At 73.6% G+C, this 24,868-nt stretch carries 24 protein-coding genes; 10 read left to right on the top strand and 14 right to left on the bottom strand.

The window, feature by feature from the left end:
• Positions 1-38: 38 nt before the first annotated feature.
• The 8 genes from JT723_RS06010 to JT723_RS05975 form a co-directional block, all read right to left on the bottom strand.
• Positions 39-1,304, bottom strand: coding sequence for a L,D-transpeptidase (locus tag JT723_RS06010; RefSeq protein ID WP_205043424.1), 1,266 nt, complete (start codon positions 1,302-1,304; stop codon positions 39-41).
• A 17-nt stretch (positions 1,305-1,321) separates the two neighbouring features.
• Positions 1,322-2,164 (bottom strand): hypothetical protein, encoded by an 843-nt coding sequence (locus JT723_RS06005; RefSeq protein WP_205043423.1) that lies wholly within the window; start codon positions 2,162-2,164, stop codon positions 1,322-1,324.
• Complete coding sequence (locus tag JT723_RS06000; protein ID WP_205043422.1) at positions 2,157-2,717, bottom strand: SigE family RNA polymerase sigma factor; 561 nt, start codon at positions 2,715-2,717, stop codon at positions 2,157-2,159. Before JT723_RS06000 ends, JT723_RS06005 begins: the two co-directional genes overlap by 8 nt.
• Before the next feature lie 364 nt (positions 2,718-3,081).
• Positions 3,082-3,564 carry a MarR family winged helix-turn-helix transcriptional regulator gene (locus JT723_RS05995; protein ID WP_205043421.1) on the bottom strand — a complete coding sequence of 161 codons (483 nt, stop codon included), beginning with the start codon at positions 3,562-3,564 and terminating at the stop codon, positions 3,082-3,084.
• A 72-nt stretch (positions 3,565-3,636) separates the two neighbouring features.
• On the bottom strand, positions 3,637-4,353 hold the full coding sequence (locus JT723_RS05990; protein WP_251512442.1) for an AIM24 family protein: 717 nt from the start codon (positions 4,351-4,353) through the stop codon (positions 3,637-3,639).
• Positions 4,350-5,000 (bottom strand): AIM24 family protein, encoded by a 651-nt coding sequence (locus tag JT723_RS05985; RefSeq protein WP_205043420.1) that lies wholly within the window; start codon positions 4,998-5,000, stop codon positions 4,350-4,352. Before JT723_RS05985 ends, JT723_RS05990 begins: the two co-directional genes overlap by 4 nt.
• Complete coding sequence (locus JT723_RS05980) at positions 5,001-5,639, bottom strand: AIM24 family protein (protein ID WP_205043419.1); 639 nt, start codon at positions 5,637-5,639, stop codon at positions 5,001-5,003.
• Between the two features lie 3 nt (positions 5,640-5,642).
• Complete coding sequence (locus JT723_RS05975; protein ID WP_205043418.1) at positions 5,643-6,458, bottom strand: DUF2127 domain-containing protein; 816 nt, start codon at positions 6,456-6,458, stop codon at positions 5,643-5,645.
• Positions 6,459-6,675: 217 nt separating this feature from the next.
• On the opposite strand from JT723_RS05975, the gene JT723_RS05970 reads away from it, so the two are divergent.
• Complete coding sequence (locus JT723_RS05970; protein WP_205043417.1) at positions 6,676-7,020, top strand: DUF3817 domain-containing protein; 345 nt, start codon at positions 6,676-6,678, stop codon at positions 7,018-7,020.
• Entirely contained in the window at positions 7,017-7,310 is a 294-nt protein-coding gene (locus JT723_RS05965) for an MTH1187 family thiamine-binding protein (RefSeq protein WP_205043416.1), read from the top strand. The genes JT723_RS05970 and JT723_RS05965 overlap by 4 nt, the downstream gene beginning before the upstream one ends.
• A gap of 115 nt (positions 7,311-7,425) precedes the next feature.
• Here the strand turns inward: JT723_RS05965 and JT723_RS05960 are convergent, their stop codons facing one another.
• Positions 7,426-8,412, bottom strand: coding sequence for an ArsR/SmtB family transcription factor (locus tag JT723_RS05960; protein ID WP_205043632.1), 987 nt, complete (start codon positions 8,410-8,412; stop codon positions 7,426-7,428).
• A 69-nt stretch (positions 8,413-8,481) separates the two neighbouring features.
• Here JT723_RS05960 and JT723_RS05955 point away from each other — a divergent pair, with 69 nt between their 5' ends.
• Positions 8,482-9,807, top strand: a complete 1,326-nt coding sequence (locus JT723_RS05955; RefSeq protein WP_205043415.1) for an MFS transporter — start codon at positions 8,482-8,484, stop codon at positions 9,805-9,807.
• Positions 9,808-9,957: 150 nt separating this feature from the next.
• Here the strand turns inward: JT723_RS05955 and JT723_RS05950 are convergent, their stop codons facing one another.
• On the bottom strand, positions 9,958-11,166 hold the full coding sequence (locus JT723_RS05950) for a lipid II:glycine glycyltransferase FemX (RefSeq protein ID WP_240165150.1): 1,209 nt from the start codon (positions 11,164-11,166) through the stop codon (positions 9,958-9,960).
• A gap of 469 nt (positions 11,167-11,635) precedes the next feature.
• On the opposite strand from JT723_RS05950, the gene murJ reads away from it, so the two are divergent.
• The 3 genes from murJ (at position 11,636) to JT723_RS05935 (ending at position 14,687) form a co-directional block, all read left to right on the top strand.
• Positions 11,636-13,252 carry a murein biosynthesis integral membrane protein MurJ gene (gene murJ, locus JT723_RS05945; RefSeq protein ID WP_240165149.1) on the top strand — a complete coding sequence of 539 codons (1,617 nt, stop codon included), beginning with the start codon at positions 11,636-11,638 and terminating at the stop codon, positions 13,250-13,252.
• Positions 13,253-13,333: 81 nt separating this feature from the next.
• A complete protein-coding gene (locus JT723_RS05940; RefSeq protein ID WP_205043412.1) occupies positions 13,334-13,906 on the top strand; it encodes a PadR family transcriptional regulator in 573 nt (190 codons plus the stop codon).
• A complete protein-coding gene (locus JT723_RS05935; RefSeq protein ID WP_205043411.1) occupies positions 13,890-14,687 on the top strand; it encodes an SGNH/GDSL hydrolase family protein in 798 nt (265 codons plus the stop codon). Before JT723_RS05940 ends, JT723_RS05935 begins: the two co-directional genes overlap by 17 nt.
• Here JT723_RS05935 and JT723_RS05930 read toward each other — a convergent pair.
• Entirely contained in the window at positions 14,678-15,301 is a 624-nt protein-coding gene (locus JT723_RS05930; protein WP_205043410.1) for a TetR/AcrR family transcriptional regulator, read from the bottom strand. The genes JT723_RS05935 and JT723_RS05930 overlap by 10 nt on opposite strands.
• 95 nt (positions 15,302-15,396) lie before the next feature.
• Here JT723_RS05930 and JT723_RS05925 point away from each other — a divergent pair, with 95 nt between their 5' ends.
• Positions 15,397-16,575 carry an FAD-dependent oxidoreductase gene (locus JT723_RS05925; RefSeq protein ID WP_205043409.1) on the top strand — a complete coding sequence of 393 codons (1,179 nt, stop codon included), beginning with the start codon at positions 15,397-15,399 and terminating at the stop codon, positions 16,573-16,575.
• 44 nt (positions 16,576-16,619) lie between these two features.
• Here the strand turns inward: JT723_RS05925 and JT723_RS05920 are convergent, their stop codons facing one another.
• The 3 genes from JT723_RS05920 to JT723_RS05910 form a co-directional block, all read right to left on the bottom strand.
• Positions 16,620-17,180 carry a mycothiol transferase gene (locus JT723_RS05920; protein ID WP_205043408.1) on the bottom strand — a complete coding sequence of 187 codons (561 nt, stop codon included), beginning with the start codon at positions 17,178-17,180 and terminating at the stop codon, positions 16,620-16,622.
• A gap of 71 nt (positions 17,181-17,251) precedes the next feature.
• On the bottom strand, positions 17,252-18,208 hold the full coding sequence (meaB, locus tag JT723_RS05915) for a methylmalonyl Co-A mutase-associated GTPase MeaB (RefSeq protein ID WP_205043407.1): 957 nt from the start codon (positions 18,206-18,208) through the stop codon (positions 17,252-17,254).
• 28 nt (positions 18,209-18,236) lie between these two features.
• On the bottom strand, positions 18,237-19,433 hold the full coding sequence (locus JT723_RS05910; RefSeq protein WP_205043406.1) for an acetyl-CoA C-acetyltransferase: 1,197 nt from the start codon (positions 19,431-19,433) through the stop codon (positions 18,237-18,239).
• Between the two features lie 139 nt (positions 19,434-19,572).
• Between JT723_RS05910 and mce the strand changes: the two genes are divergently transcribed.
• From mce to JT723_RS05895, 3 genes are all read left to right on the top strand, one after another.
• Complete coding sequence (gene mce / locus JT723_RS05905; RefSeq protein WP_205043405.1) at positions 19,573-20,022, top strand: methylmalonyl-CoA epimerase; 450 nt, start codon at positions 19,573-19,575, stop codon at positions 20,020-20,022.
• A 180-nt stretch (positions 20,023-20,202) separates the two neighbouring features.
• Positions 20,203-23,766 (top strand): polarized growth protein Scy, encoded by a 3,564-nt coding sequence (gene scy, locus JT723_RS05900; protein WP_205043404.1) that lies wholly within the window; start codon positions 20,203-20,205, stop codon positions 23,764-23,766.
• A gap of 105 nt (positions 23,767-23,871) precedes the next feature.
• Positions 23,872-24,807: a coiled-coil domain-containing protein gene (locus JT723_RS05895; RefSeq protein WP_205043403.1), complete on the top strand. Its 936-nt coding sequence runs from the start codon at positions 23,872-23,874 to the stop codon at positions 24,805-24,807.
• The last annotated feature ends 61 nt before the right edge of the window (positions 24,808-24,868 follow it).

Genomic DNA, 24,868 nt, shown 5'->3' with positions numbered 1-24,868 from the left:
GCCTACCCGCCGGTCACATTTCGGGACCAGGTGTCTCGTCAGGCGAGAGCGCTCAGCGCGTGCCACTGGTCGGCGCCGAGGTTCCAGTCGCCGTACCCGTTGCCCTTGTCGACCACGGCCCGGCTCGACCCGGAGGCGATGACCAGGTCGCCGCGGGTGGCCCGGTCGAAGAACCACTTCGCGTCGGGGTCGCTCATCCCGATGCAGCCGTGGCTCTTGTTCTGCTTGCCCATCCACCGGTCGTTCCAGGGTGCCGCGTGCACGAAAGTGCCCGAGGAGGTGATGCGCACCGCGTTGTTGACGTCCTCGTCGTAGAAGTCGGCGGCGTCCTTGTCGGTGGCGATGCCGACCGAGGCCGACGTCATGCGGACCTTGGACTGCTTGGTCATCACGACCATCTTCCCGTTCCAGGTGGGGAAGTCGGCGCTGCCCGCGGAGATCTTGAAGGTCTTCACGGTGCGGCCGTTCTCGGTGACGCGCAGGGTGTGCGCGGCCAGGTCGGCGTACGAGATGCGGGCGGTGCCGATGCGGAAGGTGTCGTGGATGTCGCGGCGCAGGAAGCGCCCGCCGCCGGTGTCGATACCGCTCAGCTTCGCCGTCAGCGTGACCTGGGTGCCGGTCGGCCAGTAGGCGTCGGGGCGCCAGTCGACCCGCTGGACCCCGGTCAGCGGGTCGGTGAGCCAGCCCCAACTGCCCTTGACCGCGGGGGTGGTGGTCAGCGTGAGCGCCTTCTCGACGGCGGCCCGGTCGGTGACGGGGACGTCGAAGGCCAGCGAGACCGGCAGGCCGACGCCGACGACGGCGTTGTTGAGCGGGGTCGGGGTGACGCCGTTGACCTCGGCCGCGGCTGCGGTCGTGAAGGTGCTGGTGGTCGTGGACTTCCCTCCCGACGCGCCGGCCGCGGTGACGGTGACGGTGTAGGAGGTGCCGGGCGTCATGGTGCGGTCCGAGGTCCAGGTGCCGGCCGCCGGGTCGAGGGTGCCGGTCACCGGTACGGGGTCGACGCCGTCCGACGCCTTGCCCTTGGGGGTGACGGTCACGGCGCCGAGGGTGCCGTCGGCCACGGTGACCTTGACCGTGGCGCCGGGGGCGACACCGTCCTTGCCCGCGGCCGGGGTCACCGTGACGTGCGGGCCTGCCGCGGTCGTCGCGGTGCCGCCCGCGCGGTCCTTGCCGGGCGGGGAGTCGCCGCCCGCGCTGTCGTGGCCGCCGCACGCGGTGGCGCCGAGCACGAGCGCGAGCAGGACGGCGGGCAGGGCGAGCGCCCGGGGGCGGGGACGGCGGGAACTGCGTATGAGGTGCACGGCGGTTCGTTTCCTTGTCAGCAGGAGTAGGAGAAGGTGGTGCCGCCGGACGCGGTGGGCGGGCCTTCCGTGTCGGCGGCGGTCGAGCCCTGCGCCAGCCGGTGCAGCGACAGGGCGATGCACTTGTCGACGCCGGTGCCTTCGTAGCGGGTCTGCGGGTCCCCCGGCGCGTTCACCAGCAGGACGGCGACAAAGCGGCCCCGGCACTCCACCCATGCCGTTACCCCGGGGTAGGACTTCGATGCCCCCCAGAAGCCGGATGTGCCGTCGGCGGAGGGAGCGTCGGGGGCGGTCGGGGGCGTGCCCGCGGGCTGCGACATCCCGCAGTGCACCTGCATCAGCTGGCGCAGCAGGAGGGTCTGCTCCGCGGCGAGGGCGGGGTCGGCGTAGGCGAGCACCCGGTAGGTGGCGACCGCGGAGGTGCGCTGGGCGGTGTACGTACGGATCGCCTCCGCGTCCGGTGGTGCCACCGGGTCCGCCTGGCAGGGCGGCTGGTACTTCGACGCCTTCTCCGGCGTCACGCCCGTCCACTGCCACTTCACGCCGTACGGCATCGCGGTGTCCGGCAGCAGTGCCGCCGCCAGCTGCGCCTGCAGGGCGCTGGGCCGCGGCTCCGGCGGCAGCGCGGAGACGCTGCCCGCCGGGGCCGCCGTACCGGTGCCGCCGCCTTCCAGCCGGGGCAGCAGCTGCCAGCCGCCGACGGTGAGCGCGAGCACCGCCGCAGTTCCCGCGGCCGCGGCCCTGCGGCGCGCCCTGCGGCGCTCGCCGCGGGCACGGACGGCCTGCGGTCCTGCGAGGACGACGAGGGGTTCCGTGTCGCGGGCCAGGTCCCTGAGCCGGTCGTCCAGCTCGTCAGCCATGGAAAGGCACCTCTTCGGTGAGTCGCCGCGCGCAGGCGGCAGGTTCGGGGTCTGCGGGCTCGGGTTCGTCCCTGAGCCGGGCGCCGAGCGCCTTGCGGCCGCGGCTCAGCCGGGTCCTGACCGCGGCGGGCGACACCCCGGTCTCCCGGGCGATCTCCTCGACCGGCAGGTCGAGCAGATGGTGCATCACGACGGCGGTGCGCTGGTCGTCGCCCAGCCCCCGCAGCGCCGCGACCAGCGCGACGCGGTCCGGTGCCAGGTCCGGTGCGTCCGGGGGCGGCCCGTGCCGGAAGTGGGCGCGCATGCGGTTGCGCGCCTTGCGCCAGGTGCTCACGGCCAGTCGCAGCGCGACCGTCCTGACCCACGGGGTCGGGTCGCCCTCGGCGGTCAGCGCCGGCCAGCGCACCCAGGCACGCGCGTATGCCTCCTGGACGGCGTCCTCCGCCTCCGCCAGGTCGCCGGTCACGGCGAAGACCACGGCGACCATGCGTTTGGCCGTGGCGGCGTAAAACTCGTCGAAGTCCGCGGTGCGCTCCGCGGGTTCCGGGTTCATGTACGGTGCCCTCCCGCTTCTTACACGCGGGGGCGCGGCCTTTTGTGACAGGTGTCTTCCGAGGGTGCGCCCTCCGGGCTGCCACTTGCAGCCGTCGCGCGTCTGCCGCCCGGCATCGGGCTGGCCGCGCAGTTTTCCGCGCCCCTGGGGGGTGCCCTCTTCCGCAGAGGGTGAGCGTTTTTCAGGCGGCGCCCTCTGCCTGCGAGGGTGAACGTTTTCGAGGGGCGCGGGGAACTGCGCGCCCAGCCACCCACGCACTCGAAGGTGCAAGCCCACCGCAAGGGGCAATCACCGAAGGGGCGCGGGGAACTGCGCGCACAGCCCCCACCGGGGGGAGGAGGGGCAGACCGGGGGTACCCCCGGGTCAGCGGGCGCGGTTGGCGCGGAGGTGGGTGGCGACGGGCGTGAGGGCCTGGCGGTAGGCCGCCAGGTCCGCGGCCGGGATGAGGTCGATGAAGTGCTCGCGCACCGAGGCGACATGGCGCGGGGCGACCTGGCGCATCGTGTCCCAGCCCTGCTCGGTGAGCACCGCGTACAGCCCGCGCCGGTCGGACTCGCAGTTCTCCCGGCGGACGAGCCCCGCGGCTTCCATGCGGGTGATCTGGTGCGAGAGCCGGCTCTTGGACTGCAGGGTCGACTTGGCCAGGTCGCTCATCCGCAGCCGGTGGTCCTCGGCCTCCGAGAGGTTGACGAGGATCTCGTAGTCGTTGTTGGTCAGGCCGAAAGGCTGCAGGTCGCGCTCCAGCTGGTACATGAGCAGCCGGCTGACGTCGAGGTGAATGCGCCAGGCGCGCTGCTCCTCCTCGGTGAGCCAGGTGGCGGCGCTTTCGGCGGTCTCGGTGGTCATACCGGGAATTCTACCGTCCGTTGAATTCCGGATGATCGCCAGGGTAGCGGTGCGGTCACCGTACGCAGCGGGTCAGCCGAGGCCCGCGCCGGGCACCCCGGGGCCGGCGCTGCCGGGGACGCCGCCGGTGTCGGCCGCGGCCATCAGCTCCTCGGTGGACTGCAGCAGCACCTGGCCCGCGCCGGTGAACTCGAACTGGTGCTCCTCACCCGAGGCTCCGCCGATGCCGGTGAGCGCCCTGATGCCGCCGAGGATGCCGCGCATGTAGGCGTGGTCGTAGTGGTGGCAGGGGCTGGGGCAGTCGGCCCAGCCGACGAGGGCCTGCGGGTCGACGCGGATCGGCGGCTCGACGAAGTGCACGGCCCCGTTGGAGGCGGCGACGAACTTCCCCGTGCCGATCAGGGTGAGGAAGCCCGGGATGATCGACTGTTTGAGCGCCAGGCCCGGCTGGAATGCCAGCAGGTTGCCGGAGCGGATGGTGAGGTTGCCGTCGTCCAGGTCGTAGGAGTTGATGTCGTAGGCCCGGTCGGCGAGCAGCATCTTGCCGCGGCCCTGGGCGACGACCCAGGCGCTGGCGTGCAGCGGGGAGTGGAAGTTGGCGGCGACGAGGTGGTCGAGCGGGCCGTGGCCGATGGCGTGGAAGTCGACCTGCCCGTAGTAGGCGATCATCTTCCCCTTCTGCAGGAACCACTGGCCGTCAAGGTCGACGCAGAAGGCGTACGGGTTGACGTTGTCGTTTGCGGGCAGCGTGTACGGGTCGTGGACGACCGGGCCTTCGGGGTGGGTCACAGCTTCTCCTCCGAGGCCTGTACGTAGACCGTGCCCTGGCCGCTGAGTTCGAGTTGGAAGGCCTCGCCGGAGCCGCGGCCGACCATCTCGCGCCAGCCGACGGCGGTGGCGAGCTTGTTGCGGACGTCGCCGCGGTGGGCGACGTAGGCCTGCGGATCGACGTGGACGGGGCGGCCGGGGGTGATGGGGAGTTCGAAGACGCCGCCGTGCGCCATGACGGCGACCGAGCCCTTGCCCTGCAAGGTGGTGGTGAACAGCCCCTGCCCGGTGACCTGGCCGCGTATCACGCCCATCACACCGCCCTGCGAGCCCATGAACATGGTGCCCTGGGCCAGTGAGCCGTCGAAGGCGAGCAGCCGGTCGGCCTCGACGTAGAGGGTCTCGCCGCTGAGGTCCACGGTGTGGATGTGGTGGCCGCCGTGGCCGAACATCACCAGGCCGTCCCCCTCGACGGTCATCAGCGGGGTCGCTTCGTTGGCGACCCGGCGGCCGATCATCGACATGACCCCGCCCTGCCCGCCGACGATGCTGGGGGTGAAGGTGACGGCGCCGCGGTAGGCGAGCATGGCGCCGCGCTGGCTGAACATCCGCTGTCCGGGCACGATGCGCGCCTCCACCAGCTTGGAGTTGATACGGGTGAAGCCCACCTAGATCTGCCCCCCGACCGTGTTGCGCTCGCTGGGCTGGACGTAGACGAGGCCCTCGCCCTCGAAGTGGATCTGGAAGCTCTCGCCCGAGCCCTCGCCGATCAGGGTGCGCAGGCCGACCGAGGAGCGCAGCTGCTGGCGGAGGTTGCCGGTGTGGGCGACGTAGGCGCCGGGGTCGACCACCAGCGGGGTGCCGGCGGTCACCCGCAGCACGATGGCGGGGCCGTCGGACATGATCGCGGCCTGGCCCGTGCCCTCGACGGTGGTGGTGAACAGGCCGTTGCCCTGGGAGGCGCCGCGCAGCCCGGTGAAGGTGGTGCCGGTGCGCAGCGAGGGCTCGGTGACCAGCAGGTTGCTCGCCTCGACGTGCAGCTTGTCGCCGGTGAGCCCGACCAGGTTGATCTCGGTGGCCCGGTCGGCGAACCAGCAGGTGCCGTGGCCCTTGACCTCCATCACCGCCATGGCCTCGCCGGTGATCCGCCGGGTGACCAGGCCGCGCAGGCCCTCGCCGCCGCCGGTCATCTTCTTGAACGTCATCTCGCCGTCGTAGGCGACCATGGCGCCCTTCTTGGCCTTGACCGCGTCGCCTGCCAGGTCGACGGCCAGCACCCGGGTGCCCTGCAGCCGGAAGGTCGCCATGGCTCAGCTGCTGTCGGCGGCGGTGCGGGGGCGTACCGGCAGCGGTTCGAGCGGTTCGCCGTTCTCGCCCGCCGCCTCCTTGACCTCCAGGAGCGAGGCGCTGCGCCGCTCGGCCTCGAAGGCCTTGTGCCCGCCGCGCAGGCCGAACAGCCGCTTGCCGAGCAGGATGTAGAGGACGGCCAGCACGTTGAGCGCGAGGGTGCCGATCTTGAAGTAGCTGACCTTCTCGGTCAGTTCGTAGACCTCAAGGGGGAGGAAGGCGGCGGTGGCGACGACCGTCAGGTACTCGGCCCAGCGCTTGGCCCACCACAGCCCGAAGCCCTCGATGATCTCGATCAGCGCGTAGCCGAGCAGGGCCGCGGCGACGATCTGCAGGGTGGACTTCTTGTAGTCGAAGGTCTTGCGGATGGTGTCCACGACCGGTGAGTGGTCCAGGTCGTAGTGGAAGTGGTCGGCGACCGGCTTGAAGGCGGTGAGGTCGTCCTCGAAGAGCTTGCGCACCGCGTCCTGCGAGTTGCTGAACTTCCACACTGCCCAGGCGGCGACCACGATCAGCAGTCCGCGCAGGATCCGCTCGACCGCGAGGAAGCGCAGGATGAACAGGTCGCGCAGCGCCCGGCCGCGCGGCACCAGCGGTGCCCGGTCGGCGGGGCCGGTGCCGTGCGGGTCGCCCAGCACGAAGTCGCCGCAGCGCAGGCAGCGCCACACCTCGCCGACGGCGGTGCTCGCGTGCAGCCGGCTGCGCAGCCGCAGCTCGTCGGGCGCGTAGGTGATGTGGCCCTTGCGGGCGCAGTGCCTGCGGTCCCAGTCGATGCTCATCGTGTCCCGGTCCCCGTTGAGTACGTACAGATGTCGTGGACATGGACGCTATCGCCCGCCGGACGGTTTCCTACCCCCGGGGCAGGTCATCGATACGGGCCGGTGATAATGGACGCATCCTTGTGATCGCGTTCACAAGATCCGGTCCCGGCCCGCCCGGGGTCGGGCACCGCCCCCCGGCCGACAGTGCCGGCAGCATCGACAGTGAGGTTTTCCCGTGGACCTGAAGACCGCCGGCGCTCTGCGCAGGCTGCGCCTGATCTCCGCCCCGGAGGCGGTCTCCTTCCTGCTGCTGCTGGTCTGCTCGGTGCTCAAGCGCACCACCGACTTCAACGCGGTGCCGGTGATGGGCATGGTGCACGGCGTGCTGTTCGTCGGATACGTCGTGCTGTGGGCGCTGGCCTGGAACCGCGCCCGCTGGGGCTTCGGCCGGGCGGCGCTGCTGTTCGTGCTGTCGGTCCTGCCGACCGGCGGCTTCTTCGCCGAGCGCACGCTCGCCCGCGAGTGCGAGGACGCGGTCGTGGCCGCCCGCGCCGAGGCGCAGCAGGCGGTCGGCGCATGATCGTCGCCTTCTCCGTCACACCGCTGGGCGTCGGCGAGGACGTCGGCGAATACGTCGCCGACGCGGTGCGGGTGGTGCGCGAGTCCGGGCTGCCGAACCGCACGGACGCGATGTTCACCTCGGTCGAGGGCGAGTGGGACGAGGTGATGGACGTGGTCAAGCGGGCGGTCGCCGCGGTCGAGGAGCGGGCACCGCGGGTGTCGCTGGTCCTCAAGGCGGATCTGCGGCCCGGCGTCACGGACGGCCTGGACTCCAAGGTGGCCACCGTGGAGCGGTATCTGGCCGGTTGACGGCCGTTTTCGGACATCCTGCCGTAGCACAGGGGCCACGGTTGCGTCACGTGCGGAGCGGGCAGGGACTACAACCGGACCGCGGCGGTCCTGCGGGCGCCGCCGCCCGCGGGCCTCACAGCGGCCCCCCGGTGGCCAGGGCGATGCCCAGCGGGGTGCGCTCGTAGAGCACCTGGTGCCCGTAGCGGCGGGACGTCAGCAACCCTGCGTCCCGCAGCACCGCCAGGTGTGCGGAGACCGACGACATCGCCATCACATGCCGGTGCGCCAGTGCCGTGGTGGTGCTGGGGGCGTCGAGGCCGCTGAGGATCGCGGCCCGGTTGGCGCCCAGCAGCCGCACCAGGGTCGCGGACGCGGTCGGGCCGCCAGGCGCCCACAGGCCGCCGATGCCGCGCGCCGGGTAGATCACCAGCGGCTGCCAGGGCGGGTCGAAGGCGCTGCCCGCCTCGGGCCAGAAGAAGACGCTGGGCACCAGCACCAGGCCGCGCCCGCCGGGCTCGGGCAGCGGCCCCATGGCGCCCGCGGTGGTCAGCGCCCCCTCCGACCAGTGCAGTTTCGGATGCAGCCCGGTGAACAGCCGCTGCATGCCGCCGTCGGCGAGCCGCCGGGCGTGGTAGGCGACGTCGGCTTCGAGGACCGCGCGCAGCCGCGGCCAGTGCGGGGCCAGCAGCGCGGCCCACACGTGCTCGTACAGCCCCGCCAGCTGCCGTACGGTCCCGGCGGGGTCGGCCAGCATGGCGCGGCCCCTGCGGGTGTCGGCGGCGCCGGGGGTCTGGGAGAGGGCAACCGCGATCTGCAGCCTGGCGACCTCCGGCGGGGTGGACCTGACGACGTCCAGCTCCTCGTCGAGACCGGCCAGCGGCACCTCGGGGATGGGCTGCAGAAAGTCGGGGCCGTAGCCGTGCTCGGGGGCCAGCAGCCACAGCGGGGCGAGGTCGAGACCGGCCGCCGCGGCCCTGACCTGGCGCAGCCACGGCAGGTGGTGGCCGTGCCGGTCGGGGCGGGACAGGGTGCGCACCGCGCCCTGCGCCTCACGCAGCGGGGATATGGCAAAACGGCACCTCAGCAGGTCCTCAGCCGCAAAACGCATGCGAAGCGACATCATGACCCCCAAGATTCGGCTGTACGCGAAAGACTACACGTGGGGTCCCTGTGGCTCCAGGGTGATGACATGACAACGGACAGCGAGCACCCTCCACGCGGTGTCAACCACGCTTCGCCGGCCGGAGAAGAGCACGTGAAGGACGCGGACAACGCCACCACCACCCCCGGTGGCGCCGACAGCGGAAGCACCATCGGTTACGGCGCGGTGTTCTCCGTCCGCGAATTCCGGCCGATCTTCGCCGCGCACGTGCTGTCCCTGCTCGGCGGCGTCCTCGCCGAGGTCGCGCTCGCCGTCCTGATCTTCGCCGAGACCGGCTCCGCCGTCCTGTCAGCCCTGGTCTTCGCACTGACCTACCTGCCCTACGCGCTCAGCGGCCTGCTGCTGTCCGGCATCGCCGACCGCTACCCCTCCCGCCGGGTCCTGGTGTCCTGCGACGTGCTCTCCTGCGGCTGCGTGGCCGCCATGGCGATACCCGGGGCGCCCGTGGTGCTGCTGTTCGTGCTGCGGGTCGCCGTCTCACTGATCGCCCCGCTGTTCACCGGCACCAGGGCGGCGAGCCTGGCCGACATCCTGGAGGGCGAGCGCTACGTGCTCGGCCGCTCCCTGGTGCGGATCGTGGCCCAGGGCTCGCAGATCGCCGGCTTCGGCCTCGGCGGCCTGGTCCTGGTGTGGCTCACCCCGCGCTCCGCGCTGCTGCTGACCGCGTGCACCTTCGCCGGGTCCGCGCTGCTGCTGCGCCTGGGCACCGCGGACCGCCCGGCCCGCGCCACCGGCAGCGGGCGGCTGATGCGCGAGTCCATCGCCTCGGCCGGGCGGCTGATGGCCGACCCGCGGATCAGGGCGCTGCTGCTGATGTGGTGGGTGCCGCCGATGTTCTTCATCGTCGCCGAGGGCCTCGCGGCGCCCTTCGCCAAGGCCGCCGGGATCGGCACGGTCGGCTTCGGCCTCTTCCTCGCCGCGATGCCCGCGGGCACCGCCGTCAGCGAGGTGCTGGCCGGGACACTGCTGTCGCCCGCGGCCAGGGACCGTATCGTGCTGCCGCTCGCCGCGGTCTCGCTGCTGCCGCTGGTCCTCTTCGCCCTCGACCCGTCGCTGCCGCTGGCCCTGGTGCTGCTGGTGCTCACCGGGCTGTGCGCGGCCTACGCGCTGGGCATGGACCGCTGGTTCGTCGACGACGTGCCCGACCAGATGCGCGGGCAGGCCATGTCGCTGCTCGGCGCGGGACTGATGACCCTGCAGGGCCTGGGCATCACCGTCGGCGGCGCCCTCGCCGAATGGGCGCCGCCCTACGCCGTCATCGCCGGCTCCGGGGTCGGCGGCACGCTGAGCGTGGTCCTGGTCCTGCGGATGGTGCGCCGCACCCGCGCGGTGCCGGCCGCACTGGCGGCCTGAGCGCAACCGGCGCGCTCCCGCGGGCTCGGCGCCCGGCTGCCTTCCGACCGGTCCCGCGGGCTCAGCGCACGCCGCATTCCTGCCGCGCCGGCCCCCGGCCGCCCTTGCGCGGGCTCGGCGCCCGGCTGCCTTCCGACCGGTCCTGCGGGCTCAGCGGCGGGTCAGATACGTGTGCATCGCCCGGTGCAGGGCCTTGTTCACCGCGCCCTGGAGCGGCAGTTCCCACTCCCCCACGGTCTCCACCGCCTCGCCGCCCGTGCCGAGCTTCCAGCGCAGCAGCCCGTGCGCGCGGGCCGCGGGGTCCAGGTCGTCGGGGACCCCGCGCATGTCGTAGACCGCGGCGCCCGCCAGCAGGGCGTCGCACAGCATCCGCCACTGCAGGGCGTTGCTCGGCCGCACCTCGCGGCGGTGGTCGGCGGACGCGCCCGTCTGGTACCAGACGCGGTTGCCGTCCGGCGCGGTCAGCAGGGTGTGCGCGGCCAGCAGCTCGCCCTGGTGGCGGGCGGTGTACAGGCGCATGCTGCGGGGCCGCTCCGCGTTCAGCTCGGCATACTGCCGCTGGTAGTAGTCCAGGCCGCGGCCCAGGTCGAAGCCGTCGCGGCGCTCGGTGATCCGCAGCAGGTCGTGGAAGGCCGGCAGCGTCTGCGGCCCCTCGACGCCGGTCCACACACCGGACTTCGCGGCCTTCTTGATGTTGCGGCGCCACTCCTGGTTCAGGCCCGTCCACAGGTCGTCCAGGCCGCGCCCGGCCAGCGGCACCTCGAACAGCAGCCGGGGCTGCGCTCCCCCGGAGATCCGCCTGGGAGGTACCCCCACGCCCTGCCCGTCCTCCCCGCAGCGCCGCCAGCCCGACTCGCGCAGCCGGTCGGCGACCGCGGTGCCCAGCGGCTCCACCAGGTCGGGCAGCACGTCCCCGACCCTGCGCCCCGGCCCCGCCGCGTCCTTCAGCGTCCGTGCCGACCACCTGCGGTACGCCAGGGGCGGCCCCATCCGTACGGCGAAGGCGCCGGTGCCCGCCAGGTGCGCGAGCAACGGGTCGAGCCAGCGCTCCAGTTGCGGGTCCGCCCAGTCCACGCCGGGGCCTTCCGGCAGGTACGCGAAGAAGCGGCGTACGCCGGGAGGACGGCGGTAGAGGACCAGCGCCGAGCCGACCATGCGCTGGTCCGCGTCGAACCAGCCCAGGGTCTCCGAGCGCCAGCCCGTCTTGACCCTGGCCCACGCCGGTGTCTGCAGGAAGCTCGCGGTGTACGGGCCCGGGCGCCGCAGGAAGGCGGCGTGCTCGCCGCCCGTCACCGGCTGGAGGAGCAGCGGGCCGTTACGCTGTCCCGCCGGGGCCTGCGGGCGATGGTGGGTGCTCATCGTCAAGGCGTCGTCCTCCGCGTATGCGGCGGTCCGGGGCGGCCCGCTCACATGTAACACGCGTGTACCTCCGGGTATGTGACAGAGACTTTCCCGACATCGCGCGGGGCTTCGGCCCCAGCCGCGCGTACGGCACACTTGCGCCCTGGGGCGCCCCCTCCACATCCGGGCCGGTGGTCCGCCTCCGAACCGAACAGCCCCCTCCGTCCGGTGACGACCCGCGCCCCGGTGGGGGCTTGTCGCGCAGTTCCGCCCCCAGAGCTTCGCCTGGGGGTACCCCCAGCGCCTCCTGATGGTTGCCCTCCTCCGCAGAGGCGGGCGCTTGCATGCGGCGCCCTCTTCCGCAGAGGGTGAGCGTTTTTCAGGGGCGCGGGGAGCTGCGCGACCAGCCCCCACCGGGGGAAGGCGCGCGGGCCACCGCAAGTGGCACCCCACCTGGCGAAGGTGGCAGAGAACGGAGAGCACAACGTTGACGACAGCCGCGCCACGCAGTGGCAGGCGCGCCCACGCGAAGCAGCCGTCGCTGCGGCGCAGCGGGACCCTGATGGCCGCCGGGTCGCTGGTGTCCCGGGCGACGGGATTCGCCCGGCTCGCGGTGATCACCGCAGCCGTCGGCACCGCAGCGACCGGCGACGCCTTCGGCGTCGCCAACACCGTGCCGAACATCATCTACGCGCTGATGATCGGCGGCGCCCTCCAGTCCGTGTTCGTGCCGGAGCTGGTGCGCGCGGCGAAGGAGCACGCGGACGGCGGACGGGCGTACACCGACCGGCTGCTGACGCTGTGCGCGGTCGGCCTGGTGCTGGTCACCGCGGTGTCCGTGGCGGCGGCGCCACTGCTGGTGTCGGCGTACGCCCCGGACTTCAGCGGCGGGCAGCGCGACCTGACGGTGACGCTGGCCCGCTACTGCCTGCCGCAGATCCTCTGCTACGGGGTGTTCACGCTGCTGGGCCAGGTGCTGGGGGCGCGCGACCGGTTCGGCGCGATGATGTGGACGCCGGTGCTCAACAACCTCGTCGTCATCGCGGTGTTCGGCCTCTACCTCGGCACCGCGCGCGGCGGTGTCGACGACCGCGACGCGATGGTGCTGGGCCTGGGCAGCACGGCGGGCATCGCGGTGCAGGCCCTTGGGCTGCTGCCGTCGCTGCGGGCGGCGGGATTCCGCTGGCACCCGCGGTTCGACTGGCGCGGTGCGGGGCTGACGCAGCCGGTGCGGGCCGCGGTGTGGACGCTGCTGCTGGTGCTGGTCAACCAGGCCGCGTACTGGGTCGTGACCCGGCTGTCGACGTCGGCGGGGCAGCACGCGCTGGCCGCGGGGCACCGCGCGGGCGTCGGCTATGCCGCGTACAGCAACGCCTACAGCCTGTGGGTCGTCCCGCAGGGCATCGTCACCGTCTCCCTGGTCACCGCGCTGCTGCCGCGGATGAGCAGGGCCGCGGCCGACGGCGACCACGCGTCGATCGGCGCGGACCTGACGCGCGGCCTGAACGCGTCGGGTACCGCCGTGGTGCCCGCCGTGCTGGCCTTCGTCACCCTCGCACCGCAGATCACCGGCGTCGTCTTCCAGCACGGCGCGACCACCGACGCCGACGCGGCCGCCATCGGCTGGATGCTCACCGCCTTCGCGCTGGGCCTGCCGGCCTTCGCGGGCCAGTACCTGCTGGCCCGCGGCTTCTACGCGCTGGGCGACACCCGTACCCCCTTCTTCCTCAACGTGCTGATCGCCGGCGTCAACGCGTCGCTGGCCGCGGCCTCTTACGCGCTGCTGCCGGCCCGCTGGGCGGTCACCGGCATGGCGGCCGGCTACGCGGTCGCCTGCACCGCCGGGCTGCTCGCGACGTCGGCGCTGCTGCGGCGCCGGCTGGCCTGGCGGCCCCGGGTGCTGGGGCACCATGTGCGGCTGCTGGCCGCTTTCCTGCCGGGCGCCGCGCTGTCGCTGGCCGCCGCGCACTACTGCGCCGGGCGGTTCGGCACGGCGCCCGCGGGCGACCTGGCGGGCCTGCTGCTGGGCGGGGTCGCGCTGGTGCTGCCCGCGGTGGCGCTGGCCCGGCCGCTGGGGCTGCGGCTGAAGCCGGCGCGGTCGTGAGCCGAAGTGTCCGCTAGTCATATCCGCGACTAGTCAATTTTTTGAGTATGCTGAGCCCACGGGAGAGAGGGGGACTCGGCGATGGCACTGCGGCATGCCGTGCTCGCGGCGCTGCTGGACAGCGACTTCAGCGGCTACCAGCTGGCCAAGGCGTTCGACGTGGGCGTGGCCAACTTCTGGCACGCGCTGCCCCAGCAGCTCTACACGGAGCTGGCCAAGCTGGAGAAGGAGGGGCTGGTCGCCGGGCGCGAGGTCGTCCAGCACGGCCGCCCCAACAAACGGGTCTTCACCGTGACCGGCGCGGGTGTCGCGGAGCTGGAGCGCTTCGCCGCCGCCGAGCCGAAGCCGACCTTCATCCGCGACGACCTGCTGGTGAAGGTGCAGGCCGCGGACCGCGTCGGCGCCGGGCACGTGGTCCGGCAGCTCGACGAGCGGGCGGCAGCGGCCACCACGCGGATCGCCGCCTTCGAGGCGCTGCTCGCCCGGCTGCGCGGCGACCAGGCCGAGGACGACTACCTGCGCCACGGCACCCGCATCGGCCCGTACCTGACGTGCCTGCGCGGCCTGGCGCTCGAACGCGAGACCCGCGAGTGGTGCACCGGCACCGCGTCCGTCCTGCGCGCCCGGGAGGCAGCCCATGCAGAACAGATCTGACGCCGCGGAGGTGCGGGCCTACCGGCGCTATGTCGCGCTCGGGGACAGCCAGACCGAAGGGGTCGGGGACGGGGACGGCGCCGGCGGGCTGCGGGGGTGGGCCGACCGCTTCGCCGAGGTGCTGGACCGCGTCAGCCCGGGCGTGGAGTACGCGAACCTGGCCGTGCGGGGGAAGCTCGCGGGGCAGGTGCGCGCCGAGCAGCTGGCGGCGGCCCTGGGGCTGCGTCCCGACCTGGCGACGGTGGTGGCGGGGGTCAACGACCTGATGCGGCCGCGCTTCGACGCGGGCGCGGTGGCCGGGGAGCTGGAGGCGATGTTCGCCGCGCTCACCGCGGGCGGTGCGCACGTGGTGACGCTGACCTTTCCCGACGTCGGCCGGATCGCCCCGCTCACCCGTCCGCTGCGGCCCCGGGTGCGCGCCCTCAACGCGGCCGTCCGCGCCGCCGCCGCCCGGCACGGCGTGACCGTCGTGGAGACCGAGCACGAGCCGGTCGCGACCGACCCGCGGCTGTGGAGCGCCGACCGGCTGCACGCCTCGCCCGTCGGCCACGCGCGTATCGCCGCCGCGGTCGCGCAGGCCCTGCACCTTCCCGACGGCGGCCCCGCCTGGAACACGCCCTTCCCGACCCCGGCCGCCCGGCTGACCCTGGCCACCGAGGCCCGCTGGGCCGCCGCCTTCCTGGCACCCTGGGTCGCCCGCCACGCCCGCGGCCGCTCCTCCGGGACCGGCCGTACGGCCAAGCGCCCCGACCTGCTGCCGGTGGCGGCGCCCTACAGGTAGCCGGCCAGGCCCTCCGCGAGCACCGCGAAGGCGTGGTCCGCGTCGGCGAGCGCGGCGGAGAAGCGGTCGTCGGCCGACTGGCCGTCGGCGAGCGCCCGGTGGTTGTCCATCGACAGCAGCCAGTGGACGGCGACGACCTGCGTGGCGGCCAGCCGCGCGGTCAGCTCGGGGACTCCCGCGGTCTCCCGCAGCGCCTGCGCGAGCGCTTTTCCCGCACCCTCCTGGAAGCGGACGGCCCGGGTGCGCAGCGCCGGCGTCTCCCGGACCATGCGGGTCAGCGCGAGGATCTGCGGCACGTCGTTGAGCCCGGTGACCGGGTCGCGGTCGCGCAGGCCCGCCAGGAAGTGGTCGCGCAGCGCGGTGAGCGGGCCGGTGCCGGGCGGCCTGCCGCGTACGACGCGCGCCTGTTCCGCCTCGTGGTCGGCGAAGCGGTGGACGACCAGGTCCTCTTTGGCGGGGAAGTACGCGAAGACCGTCCGTTTGGAGACCTCGGCGGCCTCCGCGACCTCCGCGACCGACACCTGGTCGTAGCCGCGGTCCAGGAACAGCGCGATGGCCGCGTCCGAGATGGCGGCGTGCGTGCGTGCCTTCTTGCGTTCCCGCAGCCCTGCCATGCGGTCACCGTACCAGGAATCCTGCACTCGGCTTTTTCTTGCACCCGGTGTACTTTTGCACTCGGACGAGGATTACGGCGCCGGAGGAGTGGACGATGACCGACGTGATCGTGGCGGGCGCGGGACCCACCGGGCTGACGCTGGCGTGCGAGCTGGCGCAGGCCGGGGTCGGGACGCTGGTGGTCGAGCGGCTGCCGGAGCCGCTGCGGCAGACCAAGGGGGGCGCGCTCCAGCCGCGTACCCAGGAGCTGTTCGAGGAACGCGGCCTGCTGGAGCCACTGCGGGCCAGGGCCGTGCCGACCGAGGCGGCCGGCGGGCACTTCGCGATGCTGCCCGTGCCGCTGGACTGCACGGTGTGGGACACCGCCCACCCGCACACGCTCGCCGTCCCGCAGTGGGAGGTCGAGGAGGTGCTGGCCGAGCGGGCCGTCGCACTGGGCGCCACCGTGCTGCGGGACGCCCCGGTGACCGCGGTCGAACAGGACGCGGGCGGCGGCGTCACCGTGACCGCGGGCGGCCGGCGGCTCGCCGCCCGCTACCTGGCGGCCTGCGACGGCGGCCACAGCACCGTGCGGAAACTGCTCGGCGTGCCCTTCCCCGGCCGCACCGGGACCTTCACCGCGGTGCTGGCCGACGTGACGCTCTCGTCGGTGTCCGACCTGGTGCCGACGGGCATCGGCCACATCAGCACCCTCACCCGCGAGGCCGGCGGGCACTGGGTGATGCTGGCGCCGCTGGGCGGCGGCCGCTACCGCTTCACAGGCGGCACCGCGGACGACGGAGGGCAGGACAAGGGCAGGCCGGTGACGTTCGAGGAGGTCGCGCACGCGCTGCGGGTCGTCTACGGCGAGCAGACCGTGCTGGCCGCGATGGAATCCGCCTCACGCTTCGGCGACGCCACCCGGCAGGTCGAGGCCTACCGGGTGGGCGGCGTCTTCTTCGCCGGCGACGCCGCCCACATCCACCCGCCCTTCGGCGGGCAGGGCCTGAACCTCGGTGTGCAGGACGCGGTCAGCCTCGGCGGGAAGCTGGCCGCGGTGCTGCGCGGCGGCGCCCCGCAGGACCTGCTCGACACCTACCACGCCGAGCGGCACCCGGTGGGCGCCTGGACCCTGCACATCACGCAGGCGCAGCGCGCACTCGCCCACCCCGACCCCGGCCCGGACGTGGTCGAACTGCGCCGCTTCCTCACTGAGCTGCTGCGCGGCCCCGAGGCCAACAAGCAGCTGGCGGGGCTGATGTCCGGCCTGTCCCGCCCCTACGACCTGGCCTGACCGCGGGGGCGGTGCCCCGACGGCGGGACCCCGGGGCCGCCGCGCTACTGGCCGACCCGGCCGTCGACGCACTCGCGCAGCAGGTCGGCGTGCCCGCAGTGGCGGGCGTACTCCTCGATGCGGTGGACCATCAGCTCGCGCACCGCGACCTGGTCCCTGCCCACCCGCTCGCCGAGGTCCGGGTGGGCGGCGAGTGCCGCGTCGGTCGCGGCCTGCTCCCGCTCCAGGTCGGCGTAGGCGGCGTCCACCACCGCCTGGTCGGCGACGGCGCCGTCGAAGTCCGCGTCGTCACCGCCGTACAGGCCGGGCAGCGGGTCGCCGTCGGTGATCCAGTTCTGCCAGTCCCGCTCGACCTCGGCGAGGTGCCGCAGCAGCCCGAGCAGCGACATGGTCGACGGCGGCACCGAGCGGCGGGCCAGCTGCCCGGCGTCCAGGCCCTCGCACTTCATCCGCAGGGTCAGCCGGTAGCCGGTCAGGAAGTCCTGCAGCGTGGCGAGTTCGCCGTCCGGGCTGTTCCCTTCGCTGTTGCGCGGGTCGTCGTCGGGGTCGGCCCACATGTCGGGGTAGACGGTGGCCTTGGTCCATCGTGCGGGTCGGTCGCTCATCCGCCCATGCTGCGGGGTGCGGCCCCGTGGCCGCCACGCGATTTGCCGCCGCCGCCCGCCGATGCCGCCCTTCACTCCCCCGTCAGGCCCGCGACCAGCTCGTCGGCCGCCGCGTACGGGTCGAGGGTGCCGTCGGTGACCCGGGAGGCCAGCGCCGTCAGGTGCTGGTCGCCGGCCAGGGTGCCGATACGGGCGCGCAGCGCGGTCAGCGCGATGGTCTCGATCTCGCGGGCCGCCCGGGTGCGGCGGCGGGTGGCCAGCACGGAGTGCTCCTCCATCCAGGCGCGGTGCTTGTCGAGGGCCTCGACCACCTCGTCGACGCCCTCGGCGCGGGCGGCCACGGTCTTGACGATCGGCGGGCGCCAGTCGCCGGGGCCGCGCGACTCCCCCAGGCCCAGCATGTGGTTCAGCTCGCGGGCGGTGGCGTCGGCGCCGTCGCGGTCGGCCTTGTTGACGACGTAGACGTCGCCGATCTCCAGGATGCCGGCCTTCGCGGCCTGGATGCCGTCGCCCATGCCGGGGGCGAGCAGCACCACGCAGGTGTCGGCCTGCGCGGCGATCTCGACCTCGGACTGGCCGACGCCGACCGTCTCGACCAGGATCACGTCGCAGCCGGCCGCGTCCAGCACCCGGATGGCCTGCGGTGCGGCCCAGGCGAGGCCGCCGAGGTGGCCGCGGGTGGCCATGGAGCGGATGTAGACGCCCGGGTCGGAGGCGTGCTCCGACATGCGCACCCGGTCGCCGAGCAGGGCGCCGCCGGAGAACGGCGACGACGGGTCGACGGCCAGCACCCCGACCCTGCGGCCCGCCTTGCGGTAGGCGCTGACCAGGGCCGAGGTGGAGGTGGACTTGCCGACGCCGGGCGAGCCGGTGAGGCCGACCACGTACGCACCGCCGGTGAGCGGTGCGAGCGCGGCCATCACCTCGCGCAGCTGCGGGGACGCCCCCTCGACCAGCGAGATCAGCCGGGCGACGGCCCGCGGCCTGCCCTCCCGGGCCTGCTCGACCAGCTGCCCCACGTCCACCATCGCGCGATGTCCTCCGTCGATCGGGAATTCAGTTGGTCGGCACGTGCAGGATCAGGGCGTCGCCCTGGCCGCCGCCCCCGCACAGGGCGGCCGCACCGGTGCCGCCGCCGCGGCGGCCCAGCTCAAGGGCCAGGTGGAGAACGATACGGGCTCCCGACATGCCGATGGGGTGGCCCAGCGCGATGGCGCCGCCGTTCACGTTCACCTTTTCAGGTGTCACCCCGAGGTCTTTCATGGACTGCACGGCGACCGCGGCGAAGGCCTCGTTGATCTCGATGAGGTCCAGGTCGGCGACGGTCAGGCCCTCCTTGCCCAGGGCGTGGGCGATGGCGTTGGAGGGCTGGGACTGCAGCGAGTTGTCGGGGCCCGCCACGTTGCCGTGGGCGCCGATCTCGGCGATCCAGGTCAGGCCCAGCTCCTCGGCCTTGGCGCGGCTCATGACGACGACCGCGGCGGCGCCGTCGGAGATCTGCGAGGAGGTGCCCGCGGTGATCGTGCCCTCGGCGGCGAAGGCGGGGCGCAGCCGGCCCAGGGACTCGGCGGTGGTCTCCGGGCGGATGCCCTCGTCCTTGCTGACGACGACCGGTTCGCCCTTGCGCTGGACGACCTCGACGGGGGTGATCTCGGCGTCGAAGACGCCGTTCTTCTGGGCGGCGGCGGCCCGCTGGTGGGAGAGGGCGCCGAACTCGTCCTGCGGGGCGCGCTCGATGCCGAGCCGGGTGTTGTGCTTCTCGGTGGACTCGCCCATCGCGATGTTCTCGTAGGCGTCGGTGAGGCCGTCGTGGGCCATCGAGTCGAGCATCTCGATCGCGCCGTACTTGAAGCCGGCCCGGGAGCCGGGCAGCAGGTGCGGGGCGTTGGTCATGGACTCCTGGCCGCCGGCGACCACGACGTCGAACTCGCCGGCCCGGATCAGCTGGTCGGCCAGCGCGATGGCGTCCAGGCCCGACAGGCACACCTTGTTCACCGTGAGGGCGGGCACCGACATGGGGATGCCGGCCTTGACCGCGGCCTGGCGGGCGGGGATCTGGCCCGCGCCGGCCTGCAGCACCTGGCCCATGATCACGTACTGCACCTGGTCGCCGCTGATGCCGGCCCGCTCCAGGGCGGCCTTGATGGCGAAGCCGCCGAGGTCGGCTCCGGAGAAGCCGCGCAGGCCGCCGAGCAGTCTGCCCATCGGAGTGCGTGCGCCCGCGACGATCACCGATCGAGTGGTGTTTCCCATGGTGCGGCCCCTTCGGCTGAAGAGAGGAGTTAACGAGGGTTAGCGTCAATGTACTGGCGGGTACATCCGGAGTCACCCGGCGGAACGTGTGATGGCGCGCACGTTGCGTAGTCACCGGGGGCTGGGGTGCACTGGGTCCATGCTGACGCGTATCGACCACATCGGGATCGCCTGCTTCGACCTCGACGCGACCGTCGACTTCTACCGTGCCACGTACGGCTTCGAGGTGTTCCACAGCGAGGTCAACGAGGAGCAGGGCGTCCGGGAGGCCATGCTCAAGATCAACGGGACCTCCGACGGCGGCGCCTCGTACCTGCAGCTGCTGGAGCCGACCAGGGAGGACTCCGCGGTCGGCAAGTGGCTGGCCAAGAACGGCGAGGGCGTCCACCACATCGCCTTCGGCACCGCGGACGTCGACGCTGACTCCCAGGCCGTCCGCGACAAGGGTGTGCGGGTGCTCTACGACGAGCCCCGGCACGGGTCCATGGGCTCCAGGATCACCTTCCTGCACCCCAAGGACTGTCACGGAGTGCTCACGGAACTCGTGACCGCCGCGGCTGCGCACGGTCAGGACCCGCAGGACCACTGACCCAACCCCCGTCCTGCCCGGTAGAGTGACCGGGCCGACCGGGGTGGGCTCTGGGTACGCTCCCGCTCCGCGCCGTTGATCTGACACCATTCTTCTTATGGGCCTGGATGGACACAGCGCCCACGGAGAATCTCACCCGGTTGGCGGGTGAGTACGCCAGGAGACCGATGGGACCGCGGAGTGCGGGGCAACGACAGCTACCGGGCTGACGACCACCTCTCTCAGCTCGAAGCCGAGATGGACCGGCTTCGTACCGAGCGGGGCAAGGCCGTCGACCACGCCGACGACCTCGGATACCAGGTCGAGGTGCTGCGCGCCAAGCTGCACGAGGCGCGGCGCATGCTGGCGTCCCGCCCTGCCTACGACAACATCGGGCACCAGGCCGACCAGCTGCTGCGCAATGCGCAGATCCAGGCCGACCAGCTGCGCGCCGACGCCGAGCGCGAGCTGCGCGAGGCCAGGGCGCAGACCCAGCGGCTGCTGCAGGAGCAGGCCGAGCACCAGTCGCGCTTCGAGGCCGAGTGGCATGCCGAGGCCATCGCCAGGCGCCGCCAGCTGGACGAGGAGCTGGCCGAGCGCAGGGCCAACGTCGAGACGCACGTCAACGAGAACGTGGCGTGGGCCGAGCAGCTGCGGGCGCGCAGCGAGTCCCAGGCCCGCCGGCTGCTGGACGAGACCAGGGCCGAGTCCGAGGCGGCGCTCGCCGCCGCCCGCGCCGAGGCCACCCGGGTCGCCGAGCAGACCAGGGACCGGCTGACCGCCGACGCCCAGGCGGCCCGCGCCGAGGCCGAGCAGCTGCTGCGCAGGGCGCGCACCGACGCCGAGCGGCTGCTGACCGCCGCGTCCGCACAGGCCCAGGAGGCCACCACAGAGGCCGAGCAGCTGCGCACCTCCACCCGCAGCGAGTCCGACGACGCCAGGATCAGGGCCACCGAGCTGTCCCGGCTGGCCGAGGAGCGGATGCGCGAGGCCGACGAGGCGCTGCGCACCGCCACCGCGGAGGCCGAGCGGCTGCGCGAGGAGGCCACCGCGGGCGCCGCCAAGCGCCTGGCGGCCACCGAGACCGAGAACGAGCAGCGCACCCGCACCGCCAGGGCCGAGATCGCCCGCATGGTCAACGAGGCCACCAAGGAGGCGGAGGCCGCCAAGGCGGAGGCCGAGCAGACCGTCGCCGACGCCAGGGCCGAGGCCGAGCGGATCCGCAGCGAGGCGCAGGAGGCGGCCAGGGCCGCGGCGGCCGAGGACGCCGCGGCCCAGCTGGCGCAGGCCGCCCGCTCGGCCGAGGAGATCCTGACCAAGGCCTCGGAGGACGCCCGCTCCACCACCAAGAGCGCGGGCGAGGAGGCCGAGCGGATCCGCCGGGAGGCGGAGGCGGAGGCCGAGCGGCTGCGCAGCGAGGCGGAGGCCTCGGCGCAGGAGCTGCGCGGCGCCGCACAGGACGACACCGAGGAGTACCGCGCCAGGACCGTCGAGCTGCAGGAGGAGGCCAGGCGGCTGCGCGGCGAGGCCGAGCAGCTGCGGGCCGACGCGGTCGCCGAGGGCGAGCGGATCCGCGGCGAGGCCCGCCGCGAGGCGGTGCAGCAGATCGAGGAGGCCGCGAGCAAGGCCGAGGAGCTGCTCGCCAAGGCCAAGGCGGACGGCGACGAGCAGCGGCAGAGCGCGGCGGCCGAGGCCGAGCGGATGCGGACCGAGTCCGTCGAGCGGGCCTCGGCGCTGAACACGAAGGCCGAGGAGGCGCTGCGCAGCGCCCGCGCCGAGGCCGACGAGCTGCGGGCGGAGGCCGAGCGGCAGGGCGCCGCGGTCAAGGAGGCCGCGGAGCAGGCCGCGGCCGAGCAGCGGGCCGAGGCCGGCACGATAGTGGCCCGCATGCGCGAGGAGGCCGAGGTCGACCTGGCCCGGCTGCGCGAGGAGGCCGAGAGCCGGGTCACGGCCGCCGAGCAGGGCCTGCGGGACGCCTCGGCCGAGGCGGACCGGATCAGGTCGGAGGCGGCGGCCGAGGCCGAGCAGCTGCGCCAGGAGACCGCCGAGCGGGTCCGTACGCTGCAGGAGCAGGCCGAGGCCGAGGCCGTACGGCTGCGCGACGAGGCGGCGGCCGATGCGGCGCAGACCCGCGCGGAGGGCGAGAACGTCGCGCTGCGGGTGCAGGCGGAGGCGGCCGCGGAGGCCGAGCAGCGCAAGGCCGAGGCGCAGGAGACCGCCGACCGGGTGCGCGCCGAGGCGTCGGCGGCGGCCGAGCGGCTCGGGGTGGAGGCCGCCGAGGCGCTGGCCGCGGCCCAGGAGGAGGCGGCCAGGCGGCGCAGGGCGGCCGAGGAGCACCTGGCGACCGCGCGCGCGGAGGCCGAGCAGGAGCGGGCGCGGGCCCGCGGGGAGAGCGAGGAGCTGCTCGCGGCGGCCCGCAAGCGGGTCGAGGACGCGGCGGCGGAGGCTGACCGGCTGGCCTCGGAGGCGGAGCAGCGGGCCGGCGAGCTGGTGGCGGCGGCCGAGGCGACCGCGCAGCAGGTGCGGGACTCGGTGGCGCATCTGCACCAGGAGGCGGAGCAGGAGATCGCCGGGCTGCGTTCCGCGGCCGAGCACGCGGCGGAGCGGGTACGCAGCGAGGCGCAGGGCGAGGCGGACCGGCTGCACGCGGACGCCAACTCCGAGCGGGAGCGCGCAGGGCAGGACGCGTCCCGGGTGCGCAGCGAGGCGCAGGAGGAGGCGGAGGCCGCCAGGTCGCTGGCCGACCGTACGGTCACCGAGGCGATCGAGGAGGCCGACCGGCTGCGGGCCGAGGCCCGCGAGGACGCCAACCGGATGCGCACGGACGCGGCGAACCAGGCCGACCAGCTGGTCGGCAAGGCCCGCGAGGAGGCCGACCGGCTCGGCGCGATGTCCCGGGAGGCGCTGGAGAGTGCGGAGCGGGAGGCGGAGGAGTCGCGCAACGCCTCGCAGCGGATCCTCGACGAGGCCAGGGAGGCGGCCAACAAGCGCCGCAGCGAGGCCGCGGAGCAGGCGGACGAGCTGGTCGGCAAGGCGCAGGCCGAGGCCCGCAGGGTCGCCGAGGCCGCGGAGGAGCGGGCGGACACGATGGTCGCCGCGGCCCGCGCGGAGGCCGAGCGGCTGGTCAACGAGGCCACCGCGGAGGGCAACGGCCTGGTGGAGCGGTCGCGTACGGACGCCGACACGCTGCTCGGCGAGGCCCGCAGGGACGCCACCACGATCAGGGAGCGCACCGACGAGCTGCGCCGCCGGGTGGAGTCCGAGGTGGAGGCGCTGCACGACCGGTCCCGCAAGGAGGCCGCGGAGGCGATGCGGGTGGTCGGCGAGCGGGTCGACAAGCTGGTGGCCGCAGCGACCGAGCAGCTGCGGGAGGCGGAGCAGAAGGCCGCCGAGATCAAGTCGACCGCCACGTCCGAGGCGAGCAAGGTCCGTATCGCCGCGGTGAAGAAGGTCGAGGGCCTGCTCAAGGAGGCCGAGCAGAACAAGGCCGAGGCCGAGCGGGAGGCCGAACGGGTCAAGGGGGAGGCGCGGGCCGAGGCCGAGCGCATCGTGAACGAGGGCCGGCGGGAGCTGGACACCCTGGTCCGCAGGCGCGAGGACATCAACGCGGAGATCGGCCGGGTCCAGGACGTGCTGGAGGCCCTGGAGTCGTTCGAAGCACCGGGTGGCGCAGCGAAATCGACGAAGAGTACGGTCTCGGCGGGAGCGGCTGCCGGTTCCGCCCGCACGGGTGGCAAGCGCAACGACGATGCTCCACTCGATTGAGCGGACATTCTCCATGCCGAATGCGCAATGGCTCGGTGACACGCCGCTGAGCCCCCTAGGATTCCCTCTATCACCTCACCGGTCTGAATCATCGACAGGAACCCCATGAGCGACACTTCCTCCCCTTTCGGCTTCGAGCTCGTGCGTCGCGGATACGACCGCGGACAGGTGGACGACCGCATCACCAAGCTCGTCGCCGACCGTGACAGTGCACTGACCCGGATCACCGCGCTGGAGAAGCGCATCGAGGAACTGCACCTCGAAACCCAGAACGCCGCGGCTCAGGTGAACGACTCCGAGCCGTCCTACGCCGGTCTCGGCGCCCGGGTGGAGAAGATCCTCCGCCTGGCCGAGGAAGAGGCCAAGGACCTGCGCGAGGAGGCCCGTCGGGCCGCCGAGCAGCACCGCGAGCTGGCCGAGTCGGCCGCGGCCCAGGTGCGCAACGACGCGGAGGCCTTCGCCTCGGACCGCAAGGCCAAGGCCGAGGACGAGGGCGCCAGGATCGTCGACAAGGCGAAGGGCGACGCGACGCAGCTGCGCAGCGACGCCCAGAAGGACGCCCAGGCCAAGCGTGAGGAGGCCGACGCGCTCTTCGAGGAGACCCGCGCCAAGGCCGCCCAGGCCGCAGCGGACTTCGAGACGAACCTGGCCAAGCGCCGCGAGCAGTCCGAGCGCGACCTGGCGTCGCGTCAGGCGAAGGCGGAGAAGCGCCTGGCGGAGATCGAGCACCGTGCCGAGCAGCTGCGCCTGGAGGCGGAGAAGCTGCGTACGGACGCCGAGCGCCGTGCCCGCCAGACCGTGGAGACCGCGCAGCGCCAGTCCGAGGACATCGTCGCGGACGCGAACGCCAAGGCCGACCGGATCCGCAGCGAGTCCGAGCGCGAGCTGGCGGCGCTCACCAACCGCCGCGACAGCATCAACGCCCAGCTGACCAACGTCCGCGAGATGCTGGCCACGCTGACCGGTGCGGCGGTCGCCGCGGCCGGCTCCACCGACGACGAGCCGATCTCGCGCGGCGTCCCGGCCCAGCAGTCCCGCTGACCCCACAGGCCAGGGCGGAACTCGCTGTTCCGACGGTTTTTGCGGAACCCTCGCACGCTCG

The sequence above is a fragment of the Actinacidiphila bryophytorum genome, assembly GCF_016916835.1.
Lineage (GTDB): Bacteria > Actinomycetota > Actinomycetes > Streptomycetales > Streptomycetaceae > Actinacidiphila > Actinacidiphila bryophytorum.
This window is presented reverse-complemented; position numbering and strand designations above follow the sequence as displayed.

Bases quoted from the DNA above. Each gene is read 5' to 3' on its own strand.
- JT723_RS05920 (WP_205043408.1), bottom strand. From the start codon at position 17,180: ATGAGCGACCGACCCGCACGATGGACCAAGGCCACCGTCTACCCCGAC.
- JT723_RS05930 (WP_205043410.1), bottom strand. From the start codon at position 15,301: ATGGCAGGGCTGCGGGAACGCAAGAAGGCACGCACGCACGCCGCCATC.
- JT723_RS05895 (WP_205043403.1), top strand. From the start codon at position 23,872: ATGAGCGACACTTCCTCCCCTTTCGGCTTCGAGCTCGTGCGTCGCGGA.
- JT723_RS05960 (WP_205043632.1), bottom strand. From the start codon at position 8,412: ATGTCGCTTCGCATGCGTTTTGCGGCTGAGGACCTGCTGAGGTGCCGT.
- JT723_RS05925 (WP_205043409.1), top strand. From the start codon at position 15,397: ATGACCGACGTGATCGTGGCGGGCGCGGGACCCACCGGGCTGACGCTG.
- JT723_RS05935 (WP_205043411.1), top strand. From the start codon at position 13,890: ATGCAGAACAGATCTGACGCCGCGGAGGTGCGGGCCTACCGGCGCTAT.
- JT723_RS05910 (WP_205043406.1), bottom strand. From the start codon at position 19,433: ATGGGAAACACCACTCGATCGGTGATCGTCGCGGGCGCACGCACTCCG.
- JT723_RS05955 (WP_205043415.1), top strand. From the start codon at position 8,482: ATGACAACGGACAGCGAGCACCCTCCACGCGGTGTCAACCACGCTTCG.
- meaB (WP_205043407.1), bottom strand. From the start codon at position 18,208: ATGGTGGACGTGGGGCAGCTGGTCGAGCAGGCCCGGGAGGGCAGGCCG.
- JT723_RS05975 (WP_205043418.1), bottom strand. From the start codon at position 6,458: ATGAGCATCGACTGGGACCGCAGGCACTGCGCCCGCAAGGGCCACATC.
- JT723_RS05980 (WP_205043419.1), bottom strand. From the start codon at position 5,639: ATGGCGACCTTCCGGCTGCAGGGCACCCGGGTGCTGGCCGTCGACCTG.
- JT723_RS06005 (WP_205043423.1), bottom strand. From the start codon at position 2,164: ATGGCTGACGAGCTGGACGACCGGCTCAGGGACCTGGCCCGCGACACG.
- JT723_RS05940 (WP_205043412.1), top strand. From the start codon at position 13,334: ATGGCACTGCGGCATGCCGTGCTCGCGGCGCTGCTGGACAGCGACTTC.
- JT723_RS05965 (WP_205043416.1), top strand. From the start codon at position 7,017: ATGATCGTCGCCTTCTCCGTCACACCGCTGGGCGTCGGCGAGGACGTC.
- JT723_RS06000 (WP_205043422.1), bottom strand. From the start codon at position 2,717: ATGAACCCGGAACCCGCGGAGCGCACCGCGGACTTCGACGAGTTTTAC.
- JT723_RS05950 (WP_240165150.1), bottom strand. From the start codon at position 11,166: ATGAGCACCCACCATCGCCCGCAGGCCCCGGCGGGACAGCGTAACGGC.
- mce (WP_205043405.1), top strand. From the start codon at position 19,573: ATGCTGACGCGTATCGACCACATCGGGATCGCCTGCTTCGACCTCGAC.
- JT723_RS05995 (WP_205043421.1), bottom strand. From the start codon at position 3,564: ATGACCACCGAGACCGCCGAAAGCGCCGCCACCTGGCTCACCGAGGAG.